Raw genomic sequence first — 24,729 nt, 5'->3', positions numbered from 1 at the left:
AGTATTTTATATTATATTTAATAAATATATACTTTTGAAAATCAATTTGCAAATAACCACCTAAACCATAACACATTAAATAATGAACCACTTAAATTATAGACTTACATTACTATTATTAATAGTTTATATAAATCTTACTGGACAAGAAGAAAAAAATTATCGAATACACACCATAGCATTCTATAATCTAGAGAATTTATTTGACACCATTAATGATCCTACAAAATTTGACGAAGCAAGTCCAATGATGGAAATTAAGGTTAATCGTTCAAAAATCTACAAGAAAAAAGTACACAATATGGCACGTGTAATTTCTGATATTGGAAACGACATTACTAATAATAGCCCAGCATTAATAGGAGTCTGTGAAATTGAAAACATTTCTGTCCTAGAAGATGTCGTAAATGACCCTTTACTATTGAGCAAGGATTATGCTATTGTTCATTTTGATGGCCCAGACAATAGAAGTATAGATGTAGGTCTTTTGTATCAAAAATCACTATTTCAAGTGATTTCCAAAAGCACACATACCCTAAAAATATATGATAGCGACACGCATAAGCGCCAAAACACTAGAGATCAATTATTAGTTACAGGAAAGCTAGAAGAAGAAACAATACATATTATTGTTAACCATTGGCCGTCAAGACGTGGAGGAGAGGCTAAAAGCAGACCTAAACGTGTGGCAGCCGCCAAACTTAATAAACACTTAATGGATAGCTTACAATCCCTGAATCCTTACGCTAAAATAATAACTATGGGCGATTTAAATGACAATCCAACAAACGCCAGTGTAAAAGCCGTTTTAAAGGCTGAAAGAAAAAAAGAAAAAGTGGACTTTAAAGGTATTTACAACCCATTTATAGATATGTTAAAAAAACGTGGCTTAGGAACCACAGCTTATAGAGATGCCTGGAGTTTATTTGATCAGATTATGATGACTCAACCTTTTTTAAATAAAGATTATTCTAATTGGACATACTACAAAGCAGGAATTTTTAACCAAAACTATTTAGTGACAAAAAAGGGACGATTTAAAGGCTATCCTCTTCGCAGTTTTGCAGATGGCGGTTTCACCAATGGGTTTAGTGATCACTTTCCTGTGTATATGTATTTAATCAAAGAAATCGAGACTAAAAAACCTTCCAGTAAATAAAGAAATTCAAACTCTAAAAACGCAAAAAAGCGACCAATTGGTCGCTTTTTGTTTATTATAAATTAAACCATGCCTTCCACGGTAATTTTGCTAAGACTAGAACAAATGCCAAAGTATAAAAGATAGCCAACGGTTTCAATTTTCCTGCAGACGTTAATTTCTTTTTATGTTTCGAATAACCAATAGTAATAAAAGCTACCGCCAAAATCATTGCAACGGGATGTTCCACAGCATTAGAACGTAATGCTGAATTCCCCATAACTTCCTTTATAGAACTCTCTCCAAAATAATCTTGCGAAAACCACAAAACAATACCTAACAATAATTGAATATGAGAAACTATTAAAGTAAATAATGCAATACGAAAATCTAAAGGTTCATATTCTTTTTTACCAAAATACTTTATCAATGCATTTGCTGTGGCAATTATCATCATAAAAAACACTAAATAGGCCCAATACGAGTGCAACATTTTTATCATAATTCTTATTTTAATTAGTTATACCGCAAATGTAGTAATTATTAAGCATAAAAAAACCGCTTCTTTACAGAAGCGGTTTTAAAAAATTTATTTGTTAGATAGTACTAGAAATTGTAACGTAAACTTGCGTTAAACGTTCTTCCAATTCCCAAATAATAACCAAAAGCATCTTTTTGACTAATATAAGATTCATTAAACAAATTATAAATATTACCTCTAAAAGACATTTTATTAGATCCTAAATCGAAGTTATAAGTTATACCAGCATCTGCTAATGAGTATGAATCTATTCCTATAGATTGGTAAGTTCCACCAGCTATAGCCGTTGCAGCAACATCTGCAGGATCAACAAATTCGTATAAATCCGCATATATGTTATAATCAATATCTGCAGATAAGCCGTCTAATAACTTAACTCTAATCCCTACACCAAAAGATGTTTGAGGAGCATTACCTATTTTAACATCTGTTAAATCTACCGTTCCATCAGTTACTATAAAATCACCAGTATCATCATTTTGAAGCGTATAAGGTGTTACTCCATCATACTTCCAATCTCCTACAGAACCGTAACCTTTAAAACTAAAAGAAGCTGCAGTTGGTCTATACTCAAAATCAAATTCTACTCCCTTATGTCTTTGTGTAACATCAGTAAGTCTGTATGTACTAAACTCGTCATCTGCAGTATCTACAACACCATCTGCACCGGGTTGTATTGGACCATTTGTTGATAAAAATCTATTACCCCAATCTGTAGAATATACATCTACATTTATTCTCCATTCTTTACCTTTAAATCTGTATCCTCCTTCAAAACTTGTAATTTCTTCGTTATCTACATCAGGTTCTGCTAGAGTGTTCTCGTATCTAATATTTGAAAAAATATTGTCTAAAAATGGTTGACGTGAAAAGGTACCAGCATTAACAAAAAACGCATGGTTCTCATTTATTTTATAAGCAAAACCACCTTTTAAATTATAACCCCCTTTTTCTATTTTTTCGGACTTCCCTAAACCATTTCCATTACCTATAAAAAATCCTTCTCTTTGATAGGATTGAGTTGAAACGGCAGCTTGAATAAAACCAGAAAAATTATCGTTTTTATATTCGGCTTGACCAAAACTACCAACATAATTAATTACCTCTTCATAGTTGTAATTAAATCTTTGGTCATCATCTGCATAATCAAATAATGCACTCCAAGGATTTGCTTCAAAGGTTTCTGTAATCAAGTAATCACTCGGTCTATTTGTTCCAGAAGCATCATTGTACCCGTCTAATCCTAAAGTGTTTTCTAATTGATAAAAATGTTTACCGTTATAAGTTCTACCATCAACACCAACATTAAAAGACCAGTTATCACCTGCTTCATAGCTTAAATTAGATAGTACCCCATACCAGTCATGTGCATTTACCGATGATCTTCTTAAATAAGAATCACTAGAAGTCCCATATTGCCCACCATTTATTTCTGTTGCAGAACCAATATTATTCTCTACAATTTGATCAAAATCAATTAGTCCTGAAGCATTATCACGTACTCTCCCATTACCAATACCTCCGGTTCCACCACCACGTCCCCAAGATGCATAAAGTACAGTTGATAATTCTAAGTTTTCTTTAATATTAAAATCCCAGTTTAAATTAGCTACTGGTTTGTGATAATAGTTACGTCTTTCTGTAAAACGTGATCCTTCTAAATATCCTGAATTTGCATTATATTTTTCACCATATGTCTCATAATTTTCTAAATCATCAGAAAAATTTTGATCGTGCCATTGCGGCGCACCTGTTAACAAAAAGTTAAGCGTATGCTTCTCATTTGGCTTATACCCAACAGAAAATAAATAATTTTGACCTTGTCCAGCAGTACCTTCTGAGTACTTTCTGTATGCTTGCCAATGATCTATCAATACAGTGTAAGCCCATCCACTTTCTTTTAACCCTGAACTGTATGACGCTGTTGCTTTAGCATAGCTATCGTTACCACCCAAAAACCTTACAAAACCACCTTCTTGATTTTCTGTAGTTTTAGAAACAATGTTTACTGTCCCTCCTACTGAAGATATAGCTAACTTTGAAGCACCTAATCCACGTTGAATCTGTACGGCATTAGCAACATCACTCATACCAGACCAATTTGACCAGTACATATTCCCATCTTCCATCCCATTAATTGGTTGTCCATTTAATAAGTAAGCCGTATTAGTTTGATCAAAACCTCTTAAAAAGATCTGACTATCACCAAATCCTCCGGCTTGACTTGATACGTAAACCGATGGTGTATTTTTTAAAGCTTCACCAAACTCAGCGTTACCTGCTGCTTTTAACTGAATGTCTTTACCTCTAATTGTAGAAACTGCAATTGGAGTTTCTCTTCCTCCTGCTAAATCTATAACTCCTGTTCCAACAACAACAACCTCATCTAAAGAATTGTCTGATGTTAAAAGTACTTCACCAAGATTAATACTATCACTGAAAGAGATTGTTTTTTTACCATAACCTACATATGAGATTACAAGAACACCTGAACTTGCCTGTGTTTCAAAAGTAAACGTCCCATCAAAATCACTAATTGTACCATTACTTGTACCTTGCTCAACAATACTTGCACTTGGCAGTGCTGAGTTAAATTCGCCGTCAATTACTGTTCCTGTAACAGTACTTTGAGCCATTGTAAATGCAGAAAACATTAGTGTCACTGCAAAAAACATAACTTTAATTGTGTTTTTCATTGTCTTAAATAAAGATTTGTTAATTTCAAATTCCGTGCAAAAGTACGACTATTTATTATTCCAATATTAACTTAACGTTAAGAAATGTTCTAAATAAAATCACAAAATAAATAATAGAAGAATCGTTTGAAGCCTACCCATTGCGTCGTATGGTTAAGAAAGGTTTTATTGATCACTTGCTTATATATATTTAATTAAAGAAATAGAAACTAAATAAACTTTAGAAAAAAAATAAGACAAGTTTGTTGTAAAAGCATGAAAAGATGACTACTAAAATAATTACAATAGGGTGTTCCGCTGCGTTAGAAGCTGAGACTGAATTTCTCATCACTTCTTTAATAAAGCTCTCTCGAAGATAATTTTGACTAAACTACTAAACAATACCTCCTTTTTTTTAAAACTCTTTATTAATGTATTGACAGTTGTAATTATCGTCAGAAAAAAACACTAGAGAGGTCCTACAACATTTTCACCTTAATGCTTCTTTTTAACTAGTTATGACAAAAACGCTGTAATTATTAAGCATAAAAAAACCGCTTCTTGACAGAAGCGGTTTTTAATTACTTTAATATTTTAAAACTATAAGACTATTGGTATACCCAATTTCCAGCAGTTTTAATAACTAAGAAATCTTCAGTAGTATTACTACCATTATAAACCTCAATAGTAACAGTATACTTTTGACCCTCTTCAGCAGAAGGGGCTAATACATCTAAAACAACAGCTACTGCTTCCAACACCATAGAGTTGGTCCATTCATTAGGATTCCCAGCTCTTCTATCCATATTACCATAACTAATCATACTACTTGTTGCAGTTGGATAATCACCAGCTAAAGATGTAGATATTAATGTGTAATCATCAGCGGTTAAAGTGTACCTAATTGTATTATCAGGAACCCAAAGACCTTCATCAAAACCAAACTGAAGTGTTGTAGAAATTGTGGATTCATAAGCTACCCAAGCCCCCTCTACAAATGTATATAAATTACCTCTTGCACCTGAGCCACTAGAACTTGACTCATAATTATATGCTATATTTATAGCATCCTCCTCTTGAGCATATGGATATTTTGAACTTAAAAAAGTAACTAAATAATCATTTGCAGAGATTGAACTTCCAAAACTCTCAATACCCATAGAGTCAAAATCAGCATCAGTGATCGCATAAAAACCATCAGAAGGTAGAGCCCATTCTGAACCTGTGTATTCAAAATACGTTTCGTAAGCTATTTTATCTCCTACTATTTCATCTTCTAGTACATCATTACTCATAATAGCAGACCATGTGTTTGCAACACGTATACCATCTAAAGCCCCTGTTGGTCCACCAAACCCTTGGCGCACTGCAATACCAGAAACAGCTACACCTGCATTTCCTGTATTTGTTGCTTCTGGAGTCGTCGGCTCTTCAGCTGTGACAGCAGATAGTACATATAAATTAGACACACCTGTAGTTATATTGTATGAAGATACAAGAAGATACGTTGTATTTAAATCAAAACTTGTAGTACTGTAAGTTAAATCACTAGAACTAGCACCAACACCAAATAAGATATTCCCAGCACCGTCATCCTTTGCTCCTACTCTAGCTACAAAACCAAAATCAGAATCTCTAAGATGAAACATATAAGTTCCGTCTCCCACTGTACTTAAGTTTATCAAAGTACTTGCGTACACAGTTCCTGTAGCTATTTCTGCAAAATAACTTGAAACATCTTCAGATGCTCCTGAATCAATTGTCATAGAACCTGCAATATCAGACGAAGGATAATCAGTCATTGACAAACTAGAAACATCATATCCTATTGGACCTGAACCTTCTCCAGAATGCGCTTCCCAATTAGCAACACCTGTTGTTGTTAAGTCACCAGAAACAGCACCATAATCAAAATTATCATCTAAAGAAACTGTTGGTGTAACAACACCAAAAGCTCCAGTATATTGATAATATCTTGCTCTACGATAATCTCCTACTGAAGGATCAGTAACATTAGCTGCAAGAATATCTGCTAAAAAATCTTCAGGTGTTGCTCCTGCATCAAAACCTAACCCATCACTTCCAGTAAAAGTATAATCAGCTTGGTTAAAATTATAGTCTCTAACATCAAAAGCATTACCCACGTATAAATCATATCCAACTAAGACAGATGATCCTTGCCCCCAAAAAGGGTATCTATTAGATAAAAAACCTGGTATAAGTGACTGAGCATCTTCTACAGAACTAAAACTACCAAAATTTAATTCTAATTCGGCATAATCGTCACCTGTAAGTATATAAGACTCAGAACCAACAATAGGATCTGCTGTTGCATCTAAATCGTTATAAACGTCTTCAAGAGGGTTACAACCAACTAAGGTCATCCCTAAAACAGCTAAACAATAAATTATTTTTTTCATTTTAATATTTTTTTAAAAATTAACTTTTAATGCTACGCTATATGTTCGTCCTGCACCATAATAAACTAATGCTGCTGTTGAAGTACCATCTAAATCATTAGCATCTGAAATATACTCTGTATTAAAAACATTATTAACCTTACCTATTAAAGTAGCATCAAATGATCCCACTGCAAAACCATGCCTCATACCAACATCAAATAATCCAAAATCCGGCACTTCCCAAACATCAGGAAGATCAGCACTAGATCTATTTGTTACATCATAAGACGCATAGTTATCACCTGCAAAATTATAATCTAAATAAATATTAGATTTTTGTCCTAACTTATAATCTAAACCTAAAGCAAATGTTGTTTGAGCCGCATCTCCTACTTTTATGCCATCAGCAATAACATCTACAACGTCTACTTCATCTCCTGCTTGATTTCTAATAATTGATGACACATTACTTTTCCATTGCCAATCCCCTAAAGAAGCCATACCTGTTAAGGTAATATTATCGTTTGCTTTATATTTAAAGTCAAGTTCTACACCTTGATGTAGTGCATCTACCCCTTGTAAGTTATAAAATAATGGATCATCATTATTTCCTACTTGTCCACTAGTTGATTTATCTAGCCATTGTGTATAATAAACATTTATGTTAGCGCTAAATTTTTCTCCACGGAAACCATATCCTAATTCTGCACTAAATACTTTTTCGTTTACTGCATCCTCATTAGCTGCAAGTGTGTCTTCATCTAAAAACACATTAGTTAAAAATGGTGCTTTTGAAAAATACCCTACGTTAACAAACACATTGTTATTTGAATCTAAATTATAGTTACCACCACCTTTAGTTCCATAACCAATAAAGTTAACAGATTCAGATTCTCTGCTTCCAATTATGGTATTATTCATGTATTCTCTTTTCTTATAATTACTATTAGAAACATCTGTAGCAATAAATAAGTTTAATTTTTCAGTAACTTGGTATTCAGCTTGTGCAAATAATCCGTATCTCTGAACAAGACCATCATAGTCTTTATTGTACCTATCTCCAACTTTTAAAGCTTGTCCATAAGCAAAAGTATCCGTTTCATTATCTAAGAAAAATTGACCTCCTAATAAGTCATCTACTTGATACCAATGTGACCCAACATAAGAACGCGCATCTAAACCACCAGAAATTGTAAGTTCATCATTAATTACCTTCTTGTAAGTTGATAATAAACCATACCATTCATGCGAGTTTCTAGACGATGAAATAATATCAGTAGAACCATAAGCTCCAGTTGACTGATTCTCCGCAACTACTTTATCAAAATCTATAGGTTGTAAACCTGCACTTCCAATTCTGTAATCGTCAGACCCTATCTTAGAACCTTCATCTCTTCGTCCTCCTCCAGAACCGAAAGAAGCGTAAACTGCTGTTGATAATGCAGAATCATCATCTATAGTCCATAAATGATTAATAGACATTTGTGGCTTATGATAAAAGTTATAAGATTGGTGGTACACTTCACCATTTTTATAACCCCAATCTCTATTCGCCTTTTGAGGTCCTGAATCTGTATCTTGAAGCTCACCAATAGTAGAACGGTTATATCTTTGACCATGTTCTTGTTGAGAACCAAAGGCTGTAAATGATAATCTATGTGCGTCATTTAATTGTTGTGATAAATTAAGAAAATAATTGTATCCTGAAAATTCTGTCCCGTCTACATAACCATCTCCTGTAATTTTTGAAGCACTTACTGTTGCGGCAAAACCTTTATCGTTTAACCCAGTAGAATATGTCATCCCATATTTAAAATAACCATCATTAGCAATACTAGCTCCAAAGCTACCTCCTTCTTCTGCATCTGTTGTTTTGGTTAAAATATTTATTGTTCCTCCTACTGAAGCTACTGCTACTTTTGAAGCCCCTAGACCTCTTTGAACCTGCATGCTAGACGTTACATCACCTAAACCAGCCCAGTTACTCCAATAAACAGCTCCGTTTTCCATATCGTTCACGGGAACACCATTAATCATTACGGCAACATTTTCAGAATTAAACCCTCTAAGGTTTATTCTACTATCACCGTAACCCCCACCTTGTTTTGTTACGTAGACACCTGGAGTAGATTTTAAAATTTCCGGAAATTCTTGAGTCCCTAATTTTAATTCAATATCCTTTGCTCTAATTGTAGAGACCGCAACTGGTGTCTTTCTATCAACAGCGACAGAAGCAATAATCATTATTTCATCTAAACCAACTTGGTTAGACAGTAATACGACCTCTCCTAAATCTTTATTTCCACTTATTTCCACCGTTTGGTCTATGAAACCAACATAAGACAAAACAACTGTAGTTGTACTTGACTTAGTTGTTAGCGAAAACTGTCCGTCAAAATCGGAAGATGTTCCATTAGAAGTCCCTGATTCAATAATGTTAACTCCTAATAAAGGCATTTTTGTGTCAGAGTCCACCACTGTTCCAGTAATAGTACTTTGAGCCATTGTAAATGCAGAAAACATTAATGTCACTGCAAAAAACATAACTTTAATTGTGTTTTTCATTGTAAATAATTAAGATTAGTTAGTTTCAAATTTGTGCAAAAATACGACTAAATACAGATGTAATATTAACTTAATGTTAACATATGCACAAAAACGAAAGTAAAAAAAATAAATATAAAATTACAATAATATACTAAAAATAAAAATATTATGCAGAATTAGCATAAGTTACCTTAATTTTTTATATAATTCTAACAAATTTAAAGTGGAAGCATCATGATTAGTAAAGTCGGGCGCATCAAATTCTTTTAAGATTTTATTGGCTAATTGCTTACCCAATTCGACTCCAAATTGATCATAACTGTAGATATTCCAAATAACACCTTGTACAAATATTTTATGTTCGTACATGGCTATTAATTTTCCTAAACTTTCTGGAGTTAGTTTTTTTATGAAGATTGTATTTGTCGGTTTATTACCTTCAAAAACCTTAAACGGTGTTAGATCTTTTATTTTTTCTTCTGAAACCTTTTGACCACGAAATTCTGCCTCAACCTCTTCTTTTGTTTTTCCGTTTAACAAAGCTTCCGTCTGGGCAAAATAATTGGACATCAATTTATCTTGGTGATCATGATCACCATACAATGATTGTGCGAAACCTATAAAATCTGCAGGAATCAACTTAGTTCCTTGATGTATTAACTGAAAAAAAGCATGTTGCGAATTTGAACCTGGCTCTCCCCAGATTAATGTTCCTGTCTGATAATTTACGGGCACTCCATTACGATCCACACTTTTACCATTACTCTCCATTATCCCTTGTTGCAAATATGTTGCAAACTGCGTTAAATATTGGGTATAAGGTATTACTGCCTCACTTTCTGCCTTGAAAAAATTATTATACCAAACACTTAATAATGCCAAAACAACTGGAATATTTTGATCAAAATCTGCTGTTTTAAAATGGGTATCCATTTTATTGGCCCCTTCTAAAAGCGAATCGAAATTTTCGTAACCTACAGATAAACTAATAGTCAATCCTACAGCACTCCAAAGTGAAAAACGGCCACCAACCCAATTCCACATCGGAAAGATGTTATTTTCATTTATTCCAAAGTCCTTTACTTTTTCTTCATTAGTAGATACAGCGACAAAATGCTTTGCCACATCTTCCTGATTAGCATGCTTTAAAAACCAGGTTCTAATAGTATTAGCATTAGATAATGTCTCTTGTGTTGTAAATGTTTTTGAAACGATCACAAACAACGTTGTTTCAGGATTTAGTTTTTTTAAAACCTCGTTAACATGATCCCCATCAATATTACTTACAAAATGAGTTGTTAGGTGATTTTTATAAAACTGAAGCGACTCCACTACCATCGCTGGTCCTAAATCACTACCTCCAATACCTATATTTACAACATCAGTAAAGACTTTATTTGTATATCCTTTTAAATGTCCTGAAATGACTTGGTTAGAAAAATCTTCAATTTTTTGTTTCACCTCAAAAATCTCAGGCATTACATTTTTTCCATCTACTACAATAACATCTGTTGCTTTAGCACGTAAAGCCGTATGTAACACCTCTCTACCTTCTGTTTTATTGATAACTTGTCCAGAAAATTGTGCCTGAATAGCTTCTTTCAACTTAGTCTCTTCTGCTAACTCTAAAAGCAATGTAATAGTTTCTGAGGTTATTCTGTTTTTTGAATAATCAACATAAAAATCTTCCCACTTAATAGTCATTTGATTTGCTCTTTCAGTATTCTGAGCAAATAAATCTTTCATTTTTAAACCTTTTGCAATTTCAAAATGTGCTTCTAATTTTTTCCAAGCTTTTGTACTTGTTGGGTTGATTGATGGTAATGCCATTATTTAGTATATGTAATTGAGTTTTCTGTGATGGTTTGAACATCTAAAATCTGCTCCTCTTCTATCGGTAATATAAAATCAATAGCGTCTAATTGTGTTTTCAACGGTTTTATAAACTCCAAATACTTTGTTTTTAAACTATCAGAAATAGGCTCTGCTTCTGGCAATTTTTGCTTAAAAGGATCCACTTCTTTTCCATTTTTCCAAAAACGATAACACACATGAGGACCAGAAGTATTACCTGTCATCCCCACATAACCAATTATATCGCCTTGTCTTACAAAGTCTCCAACTTTGGCGTTTCTTTTTTGCATATGAAAATATTTAGTAGTGTAAATACTGTTATGCTTTACCGCTACAAAATTACCCGCAGACTTACTGTAACGAGACTGAATAACTGTTCCGTTTGCAGTGGCTCTAATTGGTGTTCCTATACCGGCTGCAAAATCCGTCCCTTTGTGAGGACGCACACGATTACCATATAAAGCAATCCGACGATTTAAATTATATCTAGATGAAATACGTTTATATTCTACTGGCGCTTTTAAAAAGGCACGACGCAGATTTTTGGCATCTTCCGTAAAATAATCTTTTAACCCATTTACAGTATCTGTCTCAAATTCGAAAGCATAAAAATCTTCTCCACTATGCTGAAAATAGGCTGCTTTTATATTATCAATCCCCGCATAGATACTATCATCAATATATTTTTCGGTGTAAACCACCTTAAAGTTATCCTTTTTTTGAAGTCGAGAAAAATCTATAGTCCAAGCGTAAATATCTGACATTTTATAAGCTAACAATACACTTTTACCTTGTTTTGCAAATGCTTCTGATATATTAGACTCGATAACACCAGACACTTCTTTTTCTACAAACTTTATTGGTTTTGAATCAGAATAAGCATGAATAGAATCTTGAAAATTTATAACAACGTAGTCTGTTTTAGACGGTTGATATATAAAACATTTTGGCTGTTGCAGAGAATCATTAGAACACAACAACGTATAAGGTTTACCTACTTGTAAACGCCTAATATCAAAACTATCTTTAGTTTGTTCTGCTATTTGATATATTTTAGAATAATCTATTTGATTGCGTTGCAAAATCTCTCCAAAACTATCTCCTTTTCTGATAGTATCCCGTTTTACAACATAATCGTCCAACTTAAAACCAAATTCATAAAGCTCCACAGGCTCTATTACCGAAACGATTTCTAATGGTTCTTTTTTTTCCTCTTTACAACTAACAATCGTTAATGTTGAAACTAGTACTATTAGACATCTTTTCCCCAATCTTGCAATTCTTGCTTGCTCCATAGGTCTGGAAAAAATATTCGTCTTTGATACTTTGGATGCATGTATTTTACCCATTCACTTCCTCCTGTTGCTTCAGCTGTTTTACCACCAATATTTAAATAGTGATTCGCTGTGTTATAATGTGCCATTACCCAAGTAATATTTACTGTGTAATCGTAATGACGCATTGCTTTGATTAAATCTTTGTCTTCTCTAACCTCTTGTGGCAAACTTTTAAAGATAGTCCACAAATTATGTGTGTTATAGAATTCTACAAATCTAATAAATTCGTCTTTGTATTTAGCTTCAAAAACTGTTAATGTATAGCTTTTTTTACCTGTTTTGTAGTCCTTTCCTGCCGCTTGCCAGTATAAATGTTCAAAAGCGTGCTCCAAAGATGTGTTGCGATCTATGGTTTCTCTAAATCGGTTATCGATAAGATTAATCAACTCGGTAGATGCAAATTCGATTTTACGGTATTGCGCCGATTGAAACCCACTTGCAGGTGTTAGTGTATTTCTAAATTCATTATACTGCTGGACATCCATACCATCTTTCATTACAGTAAAAGAAGACGTTAACACATCAAAATAACGGCTAATCCGCATGATCTTAGTTTCAAAAAAAGAAGCTGTTATTTTATCTTGTTTTGCGACCTGCTCTATTTCCCATAAAATCATTTTAAACAGCAGTTCGTTAACTTGATGATACATTAAAAAGACCATTTCGTCAGGTAACGTTGTACGTTGCACTTGCAGGTTTAAAAGCGCATCAGTCTGAATATAGTCCCAATAATCAATAGGCTTACTATGCAATAAACCTTCTAAATGCGTATTAACATTCTGGTCTAATGCGTTATATTTTTCTTCTAACTGCTTGATTAATTTTTGATCTACACTCATTATATTTAGTCTACTATAATTTTAAAACTATGTTTTAATCCTGCATAAGCAACTAAATCTGCTCTTAAAGATCCTACTGCTAAATCAGCCTTGACACGTAAAGGTATTTTATTTTTATCGTTAGACACCCAAAGCGTCAAGCTTTCTTCTTCTTTAAAAACACGTCCCGCCATTACATACGGTCTAAACATTAAAGTTTCAACCGTTCCAAAATCAGTATCCAAATTTTCTTTTCCTAAATATTTTAACTTAAAACCATAACTTTCTTCGTCAAAAAACATGTCTAGCTTAACTTCATCTCCTTCTTTAAGTGTTTTGGTATCTAACTTGTTCCTCAAATAATAAAAAGTAGACACCATATCTTGAACATTAGGCTTGGTATCCAATGTTTTTTTTGTGTCATGCTTTTTGTTATATATCAGCGCTTTCCTTTTAGCTTGATCAAACTCTATTTCAATATTTTTTTTATGACCACCTTCATCTATTTTTCTAATAAATTTATATGGTAAAATGGTATTTTTGTCAAAATAACTCTCGTAACGATCTTCTACTTTAAAAAACCATTTGATCATACCTGTTGTCCAACCTTTTCCAACCACGTGAAACACAGGCTTACCGTTTAAAGTTGTCTCCTTGACTTGAAGTGTTGCGTTACCTGCTTTCATCCAACCACTATAGCTCATTTTAAATTTAAACCATTCGCCTCCTTTAAATGCAGGGTCTTGGTCTAATGCGAAAGAAAAACTAGCAGTAAATATTGCTAAGATTATAAGAATTTGTTTTTTCATAATTAAAGTGATTATAGGGCTTAATTGATTAAGCTATAGGTTATTTATAACTTAGAATACAATTACTATTCCAAAAGTATAAAACAAAAAAATGCCATCAGTATTTTTGATGGCATTTTTTTGTTATTAAATTATAAAGCTGAATTAAAGCGTTCCTCTTTTTGCTTGTTCTCTTTCGATAGATTCAAACAATGCTTTAAAGTTACCTGCTCCAAAACCTTGCGCTCCCATACGTTGTATGATTTCAAAAAACAAGGTTGGTCTATCTTCTACTGGTTTTGTAAAAATTTGAAGCAAATAGCCTTCTTCATCAGCATCAATCATAATTGATAACTTTTGAAGCTCGTTAATATCCTCCTTCATCATTTCCATGTGCACACCTAAACGGTTTGGAATATCATCATAATACGCTTGCGGTGGTGGTGGTAAAAATTCGATACCTCTAGCTTTAAGCTGAGACACCGTTTTAATAATATCATCTGTTGCTACTGCAATATGCTGCACACCTGAACCTTCATAAAAATCTAAATACTCTTCAATTTGAGATCTTTTAGCTGCTTTTGCAGGCTCATTAATCGGGAATTTAATACGTCCATTACCATTACTCATTACTTTAGACATTAAAGCCGAGTATTCTGTATGGATTTGCTTGTCGTCAAAAGACAAGAAATTAACAAATCCCATAACATCTTCATACCATTTTACCCAAGTATTCATTTCTCCCCAACCTACATTACCAACCATGTGGTCAATATATTTTAATCCTACTGGCTCTGGATTATAGTCGCTTTTCCACTCTACAAATCCTGGCAAAAATTGTCCGTTGTAATTTTTACGCTCGACAAACATGTGTACTGTTTCTCCGTAAGTATAAATCCCAGCTCTTACTACTTCACCAAATTCGTCTTTTTCTACGACTGGCTCCATGTATGACTTAGCACCACGCTTTGTAGTCTCTTCATAAGCTTTTTTAGCATCTTCCACCCATAACGCCACAATTTTAACTCCGTCACCATGTTTTACTATATGATCGTTAATTGGCGACTTACTGTTTAAAGGTGTTGTTAATACTAAACGGATTTTGTCTTGCTTTAACACATAACTAACAGAGTCTTTTGATCCTGTTTCTAATCCTTTGTAAGCATGAGATTGAAATCCGAATGCTGTTTTATAAAAATGAGCTGCTTGTTTTGCATTACCCACATAAAACTCCACATAATCTGTTCCTAAAAGTGGCAAGAAATCTTGCGCACCTTCAAATATTTTTTCTAAACCGTAGTCTACTGATTTTACTTCTTTTTTACTCATAATACTGTATATAGAAGAAAGAATAAAGTAACAAGAACAAAGACTTTAGAGCTTAATAAATAACTCCAAATCAATTTTTAAAATTCTTGAATTTCTATTTCAATCTTAATTAATTATTGTTTTTAAATCTATTTAACACTAATGTTCTAGCCACGATTTATAGTAGTCTTCGTCTGCTATTTTAAGCGCTTCCTCAGTCACCATTAACGGCTTAAACGTATCTACCATTACTGCTAGCTCATCTGTTTTTACTTTCCCGATGCTACGCTCTGTTGCTCCTGGGTGCGGACCATGTGGTATTCCTGCGGGATGCAAGGATATGTGACCAGCATCTATATCGTTTCTAGACATAAAATCGCCATCCACGTAATACAATACCTCATCACTATCAATATTACTATGATTGTAAGGTGCTGGAATACTATCTGGATGATAATCATACAGTCTTGGCACAAAACTACAAACTACAAATGCGTCTGTTTCAAAAGTTTGATGTACTGGTGGCGGTTGATGAATGCGTCCTGTTATCGGTTCAAAATCATGAATTGAGAAGGCATATGGATAATTGTAACCATCATAACCTACAACATCAAAAGGATGTGTTGCATAAACCATTTCGAAAATATCGTCTTGCTTTTTAACTTTCATTAAAAAGTCCCCTTTCTCGTTATGTGTTTCTAACTCTTGTGGTTGTCTTAAATCACGCTCACAAAAAGGAGAATGCTCTAATAATTGTCCAAAATAATTACGGTAACGTTTAGGTGTATAAATTGGTCTTTTAGACTCGACAATAAATAAACGATTGTCTTCTGTATCAAAATCCATTTTATAAATCACACCTCTTGGCACTAATAAATAGTCACCATACTTAAAATCTAGGTTACCTAAGTGTGTGCGCAGCTTTCCGGTTCCTTTATGGATAAAGATAAGCTCATCCGCGTCTGTGTTTTTATAAAAATAGTCAGTTGTTGAATGTTTTGGCGCTGCCAAAATAATACTACAATCACTATTTATAAGTACTGTTTTACGAGACTCTAAATAATCGTTTTCTGGCTTAACCTGAAACCCTCTTAAACGGTAAGATTGTATGTGGTTTTTTTTAGCGATTTTAGGAGCAACACTGTATTGTTTTCTAATTTCCTTTACTTGTGTTGGTCTATGCTCGTGATAGGAATTTGTTGACATACCGTCAAAACCTATGGTACCAAATAACTGTTCTGCATACAAGCTACCGTCTGCTTTTCTGAACTGGGTATGTCTTTTTGGTGGTATTTTTCCTAGTTTATGATAAAATGGCATTTTTTTAGTTTTTAAATTGAAAAAAAAATAACGTCTAAGAAATATGTGACGCCCTACTAAATGCTTAACAAGGAAGGAAGACTACTCTGGATTACGTTTAATCAAGAATTTTAAATGTGATAATAAACCGCCCCAAATTGTCGTCATAATGTAACAAATATCGTAAATAATTATGGGTTTAGAAAGTGTTTTTATATTGAAAACAAACAAAACCACTGTGCTTTGCGTTAAGGGTAGTAATGGCATCCTTTTTTTTGCTGCCACCTATGGCAAAAAAAAGATATAATGGATGACCTGATTGTATTTAAGCCCTTAAAGGATTAAATACAAAACGCCCTATTAAAACCAATACCCTAAATTAAAAAACCAGTAACTATCTTTTGTTTCTGGAGAGTAACTATACTTAGCCTCTATTGGCCCTAAAAAAGACTCAAAAGAATAGCCTAAAGCATAACCCGAATATTCTGGTAAAGACAACCACTCTGTACCATCAAACAATCTATCTGCTACATTTGCATAGTTTGCAGTAGCCATTATATGGTTTTTAGGTAAGAATTGATAGTCCAAATTTATACTTCCTTTGATATAAGAATCTGCTGCTATTGTTAAAAAATCGTATCCATAAAACGGTTTAAAATTATTTATAAAGTTATTACCATAACCCCCTAAAACAAAATCTAAAAACTGATTCGCTTTTGGATTTATTTTAAAACCTGCATCTGTAACTAAATTAAAAGAAAGTTTATCGGTCGCTTTAAAAGCATAACCTAACTCTGCCTTAAATATTGAAAACGGAGAGAACTCAGCTGAATAATCTGACGAGTATACATAGTAATTAGCTTCTCCTAAAAAAGAAACCCCCTCTGTCGGGTAATATTTACTATCATAAGTATCAAATTGTAGTTTCCCGAAAAGACTAACATAATTACTGTTTTCAAAAACCGTTTCGTTTGGATTGTCTGATGACAAAATAGTTTCTGTCGTTACTTTAAGTTTTTTGTGTTCCACACCTAAGGATAACGCTAAATCGTTTCTGAATAACGTTTGCAAGTAAAACTGATTACTAAAATCGCTCAGCTCTGTATTTATTTTATTAAGACCTATGACTGACGCTTCCGATTGTGACAAAAAGGCGTCAGCTACAACACTTTGCTCAAACTCGTTATATCTAGATTTTAAACCGACACTCCAATAAATACCTTTATCTATAAAATAGTCAAAATTATACCTGACGTGATCTCCAATTATTAAATCCAGAGAAGCAACATCATTTTTTAGTAAAAATTGATTTTTAGTGATGTTGGCTAAAATGGCACTTTTGTATAAATCGTCATAATGTAATCCTAGCTTCAAAAATGTTGTTTTTTTTGTTTCATTAACAGTAGTCACTACTCGGTACGCGTCATCATCTTCTTTTTTTAACTCGTAAAAAAAACTATCAAAATTATTAGTTGCGACTACATTATTAGCCCCTTCAGCCATTTCCTCATACGTAACCATAGTATATGGCCTCATTTTTAATTTCCCTAAAACATAAGACCTTGTGTATCTATTGATTCCGTTAGTTTCGATATAATTAACCTGCAAACTATCTGGAGATCTTATAACACCCCTAACTATTGGTTTTTTTAATTGATTCTCTTTTAACTGCTGCAAAATTTTAAGTTTATCTAAAGCAGCAATCTCTCCATTTTTAATAATCTGGTTTCCATCGTCAAAAGACACCACATTAAACTTTGTAATATCTGGCTTTATATAAATATCAGTCACTTTAGACTTGCTTTTCATGTCAGTTATCGTCCTGAAATTATTAATCTGAAACAATATTTGTGGCGCAGAAGATAGGTCTGTACGATTTGCTAAACCATCCTGCACATCAACCCCAATAATAACATCCATCCCTTTAGCTTTAAGCTCATTGATGGGATAATTATTAACGACGCCGCCATCAATTAATAATTGCCCGTTAATCTCCACAGGCTGAAACAATGATGGAAAAGCACCACTAGCCCTAACAGATTGTGGTAAATTACCTTTATCCAAGACCACTTGTTGTCCTGTTTCTACATCAGTCCCAATACAGAAAAATGGTATGGGTAATTTTGAAAAATCGTCTTCATCACTAACATGTAGCATTAGCTTGGTTAATAAATTGAACACATTTTGACCTCTAGATAGTGCGGATGGCAACTTTACTTTTAAATGATCAAAAGGTAGCGTTACAGCGTAACGTTCTGATATTTCTCTCTCGTACGTTGACTTTGCAGACCTTGGTATATTATCACTTATTAGGTCATCAAAATTAACCCCTTTAAAAATAGAATCTAATTGTTTACCTGAATAACCAGAAGCATATAATGATCCGATAATTGCACCCATACTAGTTCCAGCAACATAATCCACTCTAATACCTAAACTATCTATAACTTTTAAAACACCAATATGCGCAAACCCTTTTGCGCCACCACCACTTAAAACTAAACCAACTTTAGGTTCTTTAGATTCGACTTCCTGTTCTTGCGCGTTAAGACTACTACAAAAAGTCAATATTAATAGTATAGCGATGCTAATTTGCTTCATTCTTTATGGTAATAATTATATATTTTTGCTGCTCTAGAAACTCCTACAACCTCTTCCAACTCGTCTAATTTAGCGTTTGAAATTCGTTTTGCAGATTTAAATTTCTTCAATAATTCTACTATCGTTTTTTCTCCTATCCCAGGAATAGTTTCCATTTCGGTATTTAACGCCTGCTTACTTCTTTTATTTCGATGATGCTCTATTCCAAAACGGTGCGCCTCATTACGCAACTGTTGAATTATTTTTAATGTTTCTGATTTTTTATCTAAATATAATGGAATTGGATCGTCTGGATAAAACAATTCTTCTAAACGTTTTGCAATCCCTATTATAGCGATTCTACCTCTTAATCCTAAAAGATCTAAACTTTTTAATGCTGAAGATAATTGCCCTTTTCCTCCATCAATAATTATTAATTGTGGCAAAGGTTGTTCCTCCTCAAGTAAGCGTTTATACCGTCTAAACACAACCTCTTCCATAGATGCAAAATCATCTGGACCTTCAACCGTTTTTATGTTAAAATGGCGATAATCCTTTTTACTTGGTTTACCGTTTTTAAACACAACACAAGCTGCTACGGGATTAGTCCCTTGTATGTTTGAGTTATCAAAACACTCGATATGTCGTGGCTCTTCCCCTAAACGCAAATCCTGTTTCATTTGCACCATAATACGATTAGCATGACGGTCTGGATCTGTTATTTTAACTTGTTTGAAACGCTCCATCCTATAATACTTAGCATTTCTAATAGACAAATCTAAAATATGCTTTTTATCTCCTAATTGCGGAACGGTAACCTTAAGTTCCTCACCAATATTCACAGAAAAAGGTACGTATATTTCTTTAGAGTTAGAGTTAAAACGTGCTCTTATTTCAATAATAGCCAATTCTAAAAGTTCTTTATCACTTTCATCCAGCTTCTTTTTGATTTCCAACGTATGTGATCTTATAATTGATCCATAGGACAATTGTAAAAAATTAATATAACCATGTCCAGCATCACTAATTATGGAAAACACATCGACATTGCTAATCTTAGGATTAACGATCGTTGACTTCGCTTGGTAATTTTCTAAAACTTCAATTTTCTCTTTAATACGTTGAGCTGCTTCAAACTCCATGTCTTCGGCAAATTGCCTCATCTGCACTTTAAAACTACCTAGAGAATCCTTGAAATTTCCTTTTAAAATCTCCCTAATAGCATCAATATTTTCATGATAACTTGCTTCTGTCTCTCTTCCTTCGCACGCTCCTTTACAATTTCCTAAATGGTATTCCAAACACACTTTGTATTTACCTTCGCTTACTTTGTCTTGCGCTAAATTATAATTACAAGTTCTTAATTTATACAACCCATTTATCAAACCCAATAACGTTTTAACCGTTTTCATACTTGTATAAGGGCCAAAATAATCACTGCCATCCTTAATAACGCGACGGGTAGGAAACACTCTTGGAAAACGTTCTTTTTTTATACAAATCCAAGGATATGTTTTATCGTCTTTTAATAAAACATTATAACGTGGCTTATGCTTTTTTATAAGGTTATTCTCTAATAATAAAGCATCCGTTTCCGTCTCCACAACAATATGCTTAATACTTGCAATACGCTTGACTAAAACCCTAGTCTTACCATTTTCATGTGTTTTGGTAAAATAAGAACTAACTCGTTTTTTAAGATTTTTAGCTTTACCAACATATATAATGGTGCCCTCCGCATCAAAATACTGGTAGACTCCAGGAGAATCCGGTAAGGTTTTAAGCTGAATATCTAAAGCGGTTTGACTCATTTTTACTCTAAAAAATTGAACGGTTTTTATTAACAATCAAAGGTAATTATTTAAAAATAACTTATCGTTTGTAGCTCAAATTTTAACCTGAAAATAAAAATAATACTATTTACTTATTTATTACCTTGCACCTCTTTTTAAACATTAAAAATGACAAAAAAAACCATTGGTAGAACCGATAAAATTGACTTTCCGAAGTTGGATTTATTTGAAATAGACTGCAAAATTGATACCGGCGCCTATACCTCTGCAATCCACTGCTCTAACGTCGTGGTTAAAGATGACGGGCTACATTGTACTTTTTACAGTAAGGGCCACCCAAACTTTAATAGTGAAACTAAAATATTTAAAGAGTACACCTTTACAGATGTAAAAAGCAGTAACGGTTGTGTTGAAAACCGCTACAAAATAAAAACAGACGTGATTTTTTTTGGAAAATCATACAAGATTAACTTAACTTTAAGCACAAGAGACGACATGAGATTTCCCGTTTTAATTGGTAGACAATTTTTAAAACGCAAATTTTTAGTAGACGTTGATATCCTAAACCAATCCTTTAATCATAACAAATAAAATGAACATTGTAATTTTATCTAGAAACGCTAATTTATACTCAACAGACCGTTTAGTAGAAGAAGGTGAAAAAAGAGGTCATAAAATAGAAATAATAGATCCATTAAAATGTGATATTATTATTGAAACAGAAAAACCTACCATCTTTTATAAAGACCGTTATTTAGATTACGTCGATGCTATCATACCTCGTATTGGAGCCTCTGTAACGTTTTATGGGTGTGCTGTTGTTAGACAATTTGAAATGATGAATGTTTTTACAACTGCCTCTTCTGAAGCTATTTTAAGATCTAGAGATAAATTAAAAAGTTTACAACGCTTAAGTAAAGCTGGTATCGGAATGCCAAAAACAGTTTTTACAAACTATTCTAGAGATGTTGAAGAAGTTATCCAACATGTTGGTGGTGTACCAGTAATTATAAAATTACTAGAAGGGACTCAAGGACTAGGTGTTGTTTTAGCTGAAAGTAAAAATGCTGCCGAATCTGTTTTAGAAGCCTTTAATGGTCTAGAAGCTAGAGTTATTGTGCAAGAATTTATTAAAGAAGCTAAAGGTGCTGATTTACGTGCTTTAGTTGTTAATGGAGAAGTTGTTGGCGCAATGAAACGTCAAGGAAAGGAAGGCGAATTTAGATCTAATTTACATAGAGGTGGAAGTGCAAATATTATTAAATTAAGTGAAGCAGAACTACAAGTTGCGAGAAAAGCGTCCTTAGCTTTAAAATTACCTGTGTGTGGTGTAGACATGCTACAATCTGAGAGAGGTCCTTTATTATTAGAGGTTAACTCTAGTCCTGGATTGGAAGGTATAGAAAATGCAACAGGTAAAAATATTGCCAAAAACATTATCAATTATATAGAAAACAACACTCAAAAATAGACGATGTACACAAACGACGTTTTAGAAATTTTAGGAGAGACTATAAAGCCTGGGCAAAGCGCAGAAGTTAGTTTTAATGTTGCAAAATTACACACTAGAACACCAGTTGATGTTCCTATTATCATAGAACGTTCTAAAAAACCAGGACCAACCGTACTATTTACGGCAGGAATCCATGGTGACGAAATAAACGGAGTAGAAATTGTCCGACAATTAATATCCAAGGGTATTAACAAACCCAAAATAGGAACAACCATTTGTATTCCTGTACTTAACATTTTCGGTTTTATAAATATGGAACGTGCCTTTCCTGATGGTCGTGATTTAAATCGTGTCTTTCCAGGAACAAAAAACGGATCTTTAGCCAGTCGCGTGGCTTACGAGTTAATACAAGAAGTTGTGCCTCATGCTGATTTTATAATTGATTTTCATACAGGAGGCGCATTTCGTTTTAACGCCCCGCAAATACGTATAGAACAAGGTAGCGAAGACGATGATGTTATGGCCGAAATTTTTGGCGCGCCATTTATATTATATTCTCAAAACTTAAATAAATCGTTTAGAAATGCCTGTAACAAATTAGGAAAACCGATCTTATTATATGAAGGAGGAAAATCTTTTGACCTAGACAACGCCGTAACCAACACAGGCGTGAATGGCGCAAAACGTATTATGAATCACTTCGGCATGTTACGTAGACAATTTAAAGTCTCAGAACCTAAAAAAGAATGTGTTAAAATAACAGAAAGTTCTTGGCTTAGAGCAAAGCATTCTGGTATGTTTAAAGCCACGGTTAAACTTGGTATAGAAGTTAAAGTTGGTGATGACATTGGAAACATTACAGATCCTTACGGAAAATTCAACCATTTTGTCAAGTCTAAACACGCTGGTTATATTATAAACATCAATCAATCTCCTATTGTTTATCAAGGAGATGCTTTGTTTCATGTATCCACAGAAGTTTTAAAATAAATTTAAGATGAAAAAGGCTGAATTAAGACGAAAATATAAAGCTTTGCGAGGCTCGCTTTCTGAAGCTAATATTGATGATAAAAGCATTGCTATTGCCAATCGACTACTAACGTTATCCATTTGGGATTATAGTTTTTACCACTTGTTTTTAACTATTGAAACACATCAAGAAGTTAATACCGATTTTATACTAAATATCCTTTCGGGGAAAGATAAAAACATTGTCATTTCTAAAAGCGATTTTAAAACGAATACGCTAAGTAATTACTTATTAACTGACGCCACAACCCTTAAACTAAGCGCTTATAACATTCCAGAACCTGTAGACGGCATAGACATCTCCAATAACAAAATTGACGTTGTTTTTGTTCCGCTTTTAGCATTTGACACCAAAGGACATCGCGTAGGTTACGGTAAGGGATTCTACGATAACTTTTTAGCATCCTGCAAGCCAAATACTATAAAAATAGGGGTATCCTTTTTTGAAGCTGAAGCTGAAATTGAAGATGTTTTTGAAAATGATGTTACACTTGATTACTGTGTTACTCCAGAGAAAATTTATACCTTTTAATCTTCTTCACGCTTAGGAAACGCCTTTTTATTGAAGAAAATCAAAATACAGAACCCGATACTAATAGCAACATCTGCTATATTAAAAACGGGTTCAAAAAACGTAAAATAGTCACCTCCAATGCCTGGAACCCATTCTGGTAAATAGCCTTTCCATATTGGTAAATATAACATGTCAACAACCTTACCATGCAACAAGCTATCGTAACCTTCCGTAGGTAAAAAAGAAGCGACTTGACTAACACTACCATCAAATAAAACGCCATAAAACACTGAATCTAAGATATTACCCAATGCCCCTGCAAAAATAAATACTAATGCCAAAACTAACGTTTTAGACTCTTGCTTTTTTATAGTATTTACCAACCAGTATCCAATACCAAAAATTGCAAAAACTCTAAACACAGTCAAACACACCTTAGCCGTCCTATCCGTCATAAACGGAAGAATATCACTTAATTTAGTTCCCCAAGCCATACCACTATTTTCAATAAAATAGATCTTAAACCAATTAAAAACAGTCACATCTTCTCCTAAAACAAAATGCGTTTTGACATAGACTTTACTTATTTGATCAATAAGTAAAATAACAATAATTAGTAAGGATGCTTTTTTTATATTCATAGGTTTAAAAGA

Annotated in this window: 18 protein-coding genes; 5 read left to right on the top strand and 13 right to left on the bottom strand. The window is 33.4% G+C overall.

The genetic code is table 11. The features are described 5' to 3' along the window. Positions 1 to 82: 82 nt before the first annotated feature. Complete coding sequence (locus E9099_RS08420) at positions 83 to 1,159, top strand: endonuclease/exonuclease/phosphatase family protein (protein ID WP_136583214.1); 1,077 nt, start codon at positions 83 to 85, stop codon at positions 1,157 to 1,159. Positions 1,160 to 1,214: 55 nt separating this feature from the next. Here E9099_RS08420 and E9099_RS08415 read toward each other — a convergent pair whose 3' ends face one another. From E9099_RS08415 to uvrC, 12 genes are all read right to left on the bottom strand, one after another. Next, positions 1,215 to 1,640 (bottom strand): hypothetical protein, encoded by a 426-nt coding sequence (locus tag E9099_RS08415; RefSeq protein ID WP_410523976.1) that lies wholly within the window; start codon positions 1,638 to 1,640, stop codon positions 1,215 to 1,217. Positions 1,641 to 1,744: 104 nt separating this feature from the next. Further along, a complete protein-coding gene (locus E9099_RS08410) occupies positions 1,745 to 4,375 on the bottom strand; it encodes a TonB-dependent receptor (protein WP_136583212.1) in 2,631 nt (876 codons plus the stop codon). A 587-nt stretch (positions 4,376 to 4,962) separates the two neighbouring features. Continuing rightward, entirely contained in the window at positions 4,963 to 6,774 is a 1,812-nt protein-coding gene (locus E9099_RS08405; protein WP_136583211.1) for a hypothetical protein, read from the bottom strand. Positions 6,775 to 6,786: 12 nt separating this feature from the next. Continuing rightward, positions 6,787 to 9,321: a TonB-dependent receptor gene (locus E9099_RS08400; RefSeq protein WP_136583210.1), complete on the bottom strand. Its 2,535-nt coding sequence runs from the start codon at positions 9,319 to 9,321 to the stop codon at positions 6,787 to 6,789. A gap of 168 nt (positions 9,322 to 9,489) precedes the next feature. Next, the gene (gene pgi, locus E9099_RS08395) at positions 9,490 to 11,133 is read right to left on the bottom strand and encodes a glucose-6-phosphate isomerase (protein ID WP_136583209.1); all 1,644 of its coding nucleotides are present in this window, start codon (positions 11,131 to 11,133) and stop codon (positions 9,490 to 9,492) included. Further along, a complete protein-coding gene (locus tag E9099_RS08390) occupies positions 11,133 to 12,452 on the bottom strand; it encodes a peptidoglycan DD-metalloendopeptidase family protein (RefSeq protein ID WP_136583208.1) in 1,320 nt (439 codons plus the stop codon). Before E9099_RS08390 ends, pgi begins: the two co-directional genes overlap by 1 nt. After that, the gene (locus tag E9099_RS08385) at positions 12,410 to 13,333 is read right to left on the bottom strand and encodes a tryptophan 2,3-dioxygenase family protein (RefSeq protein ID WP_136583207.1); all 924 of its coding nucleotides are present in this window, start codon (positions 13,331 to 13,333) and stop codon (positions 12,410 to 12,412) included. The genes E9099_RS08390 and E9099_RS08385 overlap by 43 nt, the downstream gene beginning before the upstream one ends. A 5-nt stretch (positions 13,334 to 13,338) precedes the next feature. Then, positions 13,339 to 14,121, bottom strand: a complete 783-nt coding sequence (locus tag E9099_RS08380) for a DUF3108 domain-containing protein (RefSeq protein WP_136583206.1) — start codon at positions 14,119 to 14,121, stop codon at positions 13,339 to 13,341. A gap of 144 nt (positions 14,122 to 14,265) precedes the next feature. Next, positions 14,266 to 15,429 carry a 4-hydroxyphenylpyruvate dioxygenase gene (hppD, locus tag E9099_RS08375; protein ID WP_101202080.1) on the bottom strand — a complete coding sequence of 388 codons (1,164 nt, stop codon included), beginning with the start codon at positions 15,427 to 15,429 and terminating at the stop codon, positions 14,266 to 14,268. 138 nt (positions 15,430 to 15,567) lie between these two features. Continuing rightward, entirely contained in the window at positions 15,568 to 16,728 is a 1,161-nt protein-coding gene (locus E9099_RS08370; RefSeq protein WP_136583205.1) for a homogentisate 1,2-dioxygenase, read from the bottom strand. A gap of 339 nt (positions 16,729 to 17,067) precedes the next feature. Further along, positions 17,068 to 19,308 carry a patatin-like phospholipase family protein gene (locus tag E9099_RS08365; protein WP_136583204.1) on the bottom strand — a complete coding sequence of 747 codons (2,241 nt, stop codon included), beginning with the start codon at positions 19,306 to 19,308 and terminating at the stop codon, positions 17,068 to 17,070. After that, positions 19,305 to 21,098 carry an excinuclease ABC subunit UvrC gene (gene uvrC, locus E9099_RS08360; RefSeq protein WP_136583203.1) on the bottom strand — a complete coding sequence of 598 codons (1,794 nt, stop codon included), beginning with the start codon at positions 21,096 to 21,098 and terminating at the stop codon, positions 19,305 to 19,307. The genes E9099_RS08365 and uvrC overlap by 4 nt, the downstream gene beginning before the upstream one ends. Positions 21,099 to 21,248: 150 nt before the next feature. Between uvrC and E9099_RS08355 the strand changes: the two genes are divergently transcribed. From E9099_RS08355 to E9099_RS08340, 4 genes are read left to right on the top strand one after another with little or no spacing between them, the layout of a single operon-like run. Further along, on the top strand, positions 21,249 to 21,671 hold the full coding sequence (locus E9099_RS08355; protein ID WP_136583202.1) for an ATP-dependent zinc protease: 423 nt from the start codon (positions 21,249 to 21,251) through the stop codon (positions 21,669 to 21,671). Position 21,672: 1 nt separating this feature from the next. Next, complete coding sequence (gene rimK / locus E9099_RS08350) at positions 21,673 to 22,551, top strand: 30S ribosomal protein S6--L-glutamate ligase (protein ID WP_136583201.1); 879 nt, start codon at positions 21,673 to 21,675, stop codon at positions 22,549 to 22,551. A gap of 3 nt (positions 22,552 to 22,554) precedes the next feature. Continuing rightward, entirely contained in the window at positions 22,555 to 23,523 is a 969-nt protein-coding gene (locus E9099_RS08345; protein WP_136583200.1) for a succinylglutamate desuccinylase/aspartoacylase family protein, read from the top strand. A gap of 7 nt (positions 23,524 to 23,530) precedes the next feature. After that, positions 23,531 to 24,094, top strand: a complete 564-nt coding sequence (locus E9099_RS08340; protein ID WP_136583199.1) for a 5-formyltetrahydrofolate cyclo-ligase — start codon at positions 23,531 to 23,533, stop codon at positions 24,092 to 24,094. Here E9099_RS08340 and E9099_RS08335 read toward each other — a convergent pair. Further along, the gene (locus E9099_RS08335; protein ID WP_136583198.1) at positions 24,091 to 24,717 is read right to left on the bottom strand and encodes a lipoprotein signal peptidase; all 627 of its coding nucleotides are present in this window, start codon (positions 24,715 to 24,717) and stop codon (positions 24,091 to 24,093) included. The two genes, E9099_RS08340 and E9099_RS08335, sit on opposite strands and share 4 nt — an antisense overlap. Between the last annotated feature and the right edge of the window lie 12 nt (positions 24,718 to 24,729).

It is taken from the genome of Psychroserpens sp. NJDZ02 (genome assembly GCF_004843725.1).
In the GTDB taxonomy this organism is placed as follows: domain Bacteria; phylum Bacteroidota; class Bacteroidia; order Flavobacteriales; family Flavobacteriaceae; genus Olleya.
Note: the sequence above shows the minus strand (reverse complement) of the source record. Positions and strands in the feature narration are given on the sequence as shown.